Below are 4,353 nucleotides of genomic sequence, written 5' to 3'. Positions count from 1 at the left end.
CTGCCAGGCGGTCATCTCGTGCCTCGGTCACGTTCCCAGCTTCAAGGGCGTCTTCGGGCCGCCGCGCGACCTCGTCACGCGGGCCACGACGAGACTGTGCCGCGCGATCGAAACGCTGCAGCCTTCAGAGCCGGTCAAGTTCATCCTCATGAGCAGCGTCTCGGTCAATCACCCGGGAGGCCTCGACACGCGTCGTGGGAAGTTCGAAAAGGCGGTCGTGTGGATACTCCGCCGCCTGGTCCCTCCGTCGAAGGACAACCAGCAAGCAGCAGACTTCCTCTTCAGCAACATCGGGTTGGCCAATCCGTTCGTGCAGTGGGTTGTGGTGCGTCCGGACACGCTCAAGGAGGGCGGCGTCTCGAAGTACACGCTGCACGCGGCCCTTGTCAGCAGTCTCTTCGCTCCAGACAAGACCAACATGGCGAACGTCGCGCACTTCATGGGTGAGTTGGTTGCGAACCCGCGGGCTTGGGATGCGTGGAAGGGCAAGCTACCCGTGATCATCAATGCTGCTGCTTCGCAAGGCTGACCCTGTGCGCGGTTCGGCTACGCGGCACGATGAAGTCGTCCCACGTGCATACGGGCCGGCCAGCCGTTGAGTCCGTGAGTCCCGGCGGTGGACCCTTGGCTTCAGCGCTGCCCAGGGATGAGGGATACAACCCCGAGGCGCCGAGCAGCACACTGGGGAGGCGCGTACATCGTCCCGATGTCCTCACCGCACCCCGTTCGGGCCGCAAGCCCAGGTGGCCCGCCGCACCGTCCCGGCCGTCTCGCCCCGTGGGCTGGTAGTTGTGGCCCAAACGGGGTGTCCTGGCGGGAGGGCGAGACGGCCTGGGGTGCGGCGTAGGTGTCGGGAGGGGCGGGGTAGCTCGTCTTTGCGGTAGGCCGGGGTTTGAGGCCGTTGGCCCGTAGTCACCTCAACCGTATGGAGAAAGACTATGAAAGCCATCGTCCAGAATCACTACGGCTCACCCGACCTCCTCGAGCTCAAGACGGTAGACAAGCCGCGGGTCGAGGAGAACGATGTATTGGTTCGTGTTCACGCAGCAGCCCTCAACGCCGGTGACTACTTCTCCATGAAGGGGAGTCCATGGCTCGCCCGGTTCTCTGTCGGATTTCCCAATCCGAAGGACTACATCCTTGGGTGGGACGTGGCAGGCCAAGTTGAGGAGGTCGGCAAGAACGTGAAGGGGTTCAAACCAGGCGACTCGGTGTTCGGCTCATGCAACGGCGCCCTCGCTGAGTATGCATGTGCGACCGAAGAGAAGTTCGCGGGCAAGCCGACCAACCTCACATTTGAGCAGGCGGCGGCGGTTCCAACTGCGGCACTGACCGCCCTCCAGGGTTTGCGGGATGCAGGGAAGGTCCAACCGGGGCAGAGAGTGTTGATCAATGGGGCCTCCGGTGGGGTCGGTACCTTCGCCGTGCAGATCGCCAAGACTCTCGGAGCTGAAGTCACCGCTGTCTGCAGCACGAGGAATGTGGACATGGTGCGTTCTATCGGCGCAGATCACGTCGTCGACTACACGAGAGAAGACTTCAGTCGAACGGGGGAAAGCTACGATCTGATCCTCGACAACGTCGGCAATCGTTCTTTCTCGGATTGCAGACGCGCACTCACGCCCGGGGGAACTATCCTGCCCAACACCGGGCATGCCGGTATGGGCTACGTCATCATGGCGCTTGTGCGTTCGCTGTTTGTGCGGCAGCAGCGCCGGCTCTTCCTGGCGATGCCGAATCGCGAAGACGTAGTGGCTCTCAAGGATCTCATCGAGGCAGGGAAGGTGACGCCGATCATCGACCGAACATGCCGCCTGAGCGAAACCCCCGAGGCGCTCAAGTACGTCGGAGAGGGCCACGCCCGGGGCAAAGTGGTGATCCTCGTGTGAGGGCAGACCGGAAGACTGATGCGGCCGCCCAGCGGTGCCCCAGAGCAGGCCCCAACGACAAAGCTACTTACCCCGCAACTTGGCCGGGATTGGACCCACACTGTGGCCGGAAGTGCAGGGTTGGCCAGCCGGCCTAACAGCCTCGAGCCGAGCGGCGCTGCACAGCTACATCGTACATGAGGCTGCGCTGGGGCTGCGTCCGCTCCGGCGAGTGAGTAGCCGCCAAGACTTGAATAGATGCCTCTCGGTTTGAGAGGATGCCACTACCGCGCGGCTAATCAGCCATCGATCTCGATGATCTCTATGGAGATCAGACCATCCCCTTGGGTATCGGGGTTGGCTTGTGGGTCCCGCGGCCTCAAGTTGCTTAGGACTTCAGCACCATCAACAACCTCGCCAAAGATGGTGTGAAGGCCGTTGAGGTGAGGCGTTGGCGCGTACGTGATGAAGAACTGCCCGCCGTTGGTGTCTGGCCCCCGGTTGGCCATCGCCAACAAGCCCGGCTTGTCAAACTGGAGATCCGGGTCGAACTCATCTTCGAAGGTGTAACCCGGCCCTCCTCCCCCCGTCCCGGTCGGATCGCCTCCCTGGGCCATGAAACCAGGCAAGACCCGGTGAAACGTCGTGTTGTCGTAGTAACCCTGTCTGGCCAGAAACACGAAATTGTTGACCGTCACCGGAGCTTGTTCAGGGAAGAGCCGCACTCTGAAATCGCCGATCTCAGTCTTGAATACGGCCTCGTAGGAATTCGAGGGATCGATCTGCATCGTCGGCGGCGAGGACCATTGGAGAGTAGCCCCACTCTCTTCGGCCTCAGCAGGTGCAGTTGGGGGCGTCCCGGCGGTCTGTGTTGTGGCTGATCCGCAGGCTGTGACCGCCACCAAGCCAATAGCAGCAAAACCAAGGGCGAGAACTCTTCTCTGCCGATTCACCATGGTCAATAACCTCCGGATCACATCTTCTTCGGGAATACCGGCTGTTTGCGGGCCCAGTCTCAAGATATGTCTGCAAACCTAGAGAGTGTACCGCTAACGGTCTCGGCGAGGTGCTCGGCGGCGCAAGGAGCGGCTAGGGGAGGTGCTCGAGGTCGTCGAGGTCCTTGTGCCGCCCAGCCGCCTTCTTGTTCGCCTTGAGATCGGGCAGGCTCATGATGCTCACGCGGACACCGTCAAGCTCATCCTCAACCCGATTGGCAAAGCAGCTCCGAAACTCAACTCCCGAGAGAGAAGTGGCGACCTCGATCCTGATCGGCGGCACCCCCATGCGGACGATTGAGTCCTCCTTCAGGAATAGTTCGCGATTCAGCTCGGGAACGCTGAAACCGAATCGCCGAAGGACCTCAACCATCCGATCTGCGTTCTCCGGGTGGCCAGAAATCCAGATATCCAGGTCTTGTGTCGCTCGAGGATAGCCATGGTACCCAACGGCGTACCCGCCGATGAGAAGGTACTCCACCTCGCTATCGGCGAGCAATCTCAAGAACTCTTTGAAGTCGGAGGGAAGCTCGACGTCCATAATTCATCCGGCGGAGCCGTTCCATATGGCGCATGCGGGAACCGCTTGGCTGCGACAGCCAGAAGGCCGCCTCATCGGGGTCCTCGAAGCCTCCACGGACCGCAAGGGCCGACTTGTCGAGCTTGGTGAAGGGGTCTGAGGCCTGCATGCTGTGCCTGATTCTACTCGCCCTTCACCCGACGGCAAGGCCGCGCCCACGCCGAACTTTGATTCCGCGGCTCTCTTGCCGCGGAATCATCCCCTGACGAGATGCCTCGGACTGCGTAGATCCCGCAGGGCGTTCACAACGGTAGTCCACCGGGATTCGCACTCCAGGCGTGGGGCCTGTGGGGGGCTCCTGGCCAGAAGGCCGGAGCCGATTCGGAATCGGCCAAGACGAGGGGCCAGATTGGCCGCGGCTGACAAACGAGGGGCCGTTTGCGGAGGCAGGTGGGCGTAGAGCAGAGACCAGCATGGAAGGGCTGGCACAAAGCACAACTTGGCCGAGAGTGCGGGCTAGGACACGCGCTCCATGGAGCTTGGTCTGCGCTCCGGAAGGGCATGGTCGCGACGTGAGCCGGTCCGTTACACCAGCTCGGAAACCAACCCGGCTCTTGATGGCGTGGCTTTCGGACCGACACAGAACCTGGTACAGAAAACGGGGGCAGGTCAAACCATGCCAATACTAGTGGTGGATCGTTACCCTTCAACCTCGATGCGATCCACCTGGATCTGCGAGCCGTTGTAGTCAGGCACGTTACTCAGTAGTGTGCCATACAGATGGACGATCTCGCCACTATCGCGCAGTGCCTCGATCTGAGACTTTACCGCCGGATCGATTGAATCGATGCCAAAGTAGATAATCTCCACAAAGTCCTGCCGCTGAAAACAGTCATCGTACTGTGCGCCGGACTCCGTACTCTTGATGATGCCCCACCAGTCAACTATCTCTTCTGGTGGCATGGAATTG

Annotated in this window: 4 protein-coding genes and 1 pseudogene; 2 read left to right on the top strand and 3 right to left on the bottom strand. The window is 61.2% G+C overall.

From position 1 onward, the window contains the following. On the top strand, window positions 1–529 hold a 529-nt coding region (locus MUO23_00550), incomplete at its 5' end, for an SDR family oxidoreductase (GenBank protein MCJ7511439.1). Window positions 530–938: 409 nt separating this feature from the next. Then, complete coding sequence (locus tag MUO23_00545) at window positions 939–1,889, top strand: NAD(P)-dependent alcohol dehydrogenase (protein MCJ7511438.1); 951 nt, start codon at window positions 939–941, stop codon at window positions 1,887–1,889. 383 nt (window positions 1,890–2,272) lie between these two features. Here MUO23_00545 and MUO23_00540 read toward each other — a convergent pair. The 3 genes and pseudogenes from MUO23_00540 to MUO23_00530 form a co-directional block, all read right to left on the bottom strand. Continuing rightward, window positions 2,273–2,656, bottom strand: a pseudogene (locus MUO23_00540) (peptidylprolyl isomerase). Between the two features lie 301 nt (window positions 2,657–2,957). Then, window positions 2,958–3,404: a hypothetical protein gene (locus MUO23_00535; protein MCJ7511437.1), complete on the bottom strand. Its 447-nt coding sequence runs from the start codon at window positions 3,402–3,404 to the stop codon at window positions 2,958–2,960. A 678-nt stretch (window positions 3,405–4,082) separates the two neighbouring features. Continuing rightward, window positions 4,083–4,353 (bottom strand): hypothetical protein (locus tag MUO23_00530; GenBank protein ID MCJ7511436.1); only part of this gene is annotated, 271 nt, incomplete at its 5' end.

Source organism: Anaerolineales bacterium (genome assembly GCA_022866145.1).
Classification (GTDB): Bacteria; Chloroflexota; Anaerolineae; order Anaerolineales; family E44-bin32; genus PFL42.
Note: the sequence above shows the minus strand (reverse complement) of the source record. Positions and strands in the feature narration are given on the sequence as shown.

Excerpts from the sequence above, each read along its gene's own strand:
- MUO23_00545 (MCJ7511438.1), top strand. The coding sequence starts at position 939 with ATGAAAGCCATCGTCCAGAATCACTACGGCTCACCCGACCTCCTCGAG.
- MUO23_00535 (MCJ7511437.1), bottom strand. The coding sequence starts at position 3,404 with ATGGACGTCGAGCTTCCCTCCGACTTCAAAGAGTTCTTGAGATTGCTC.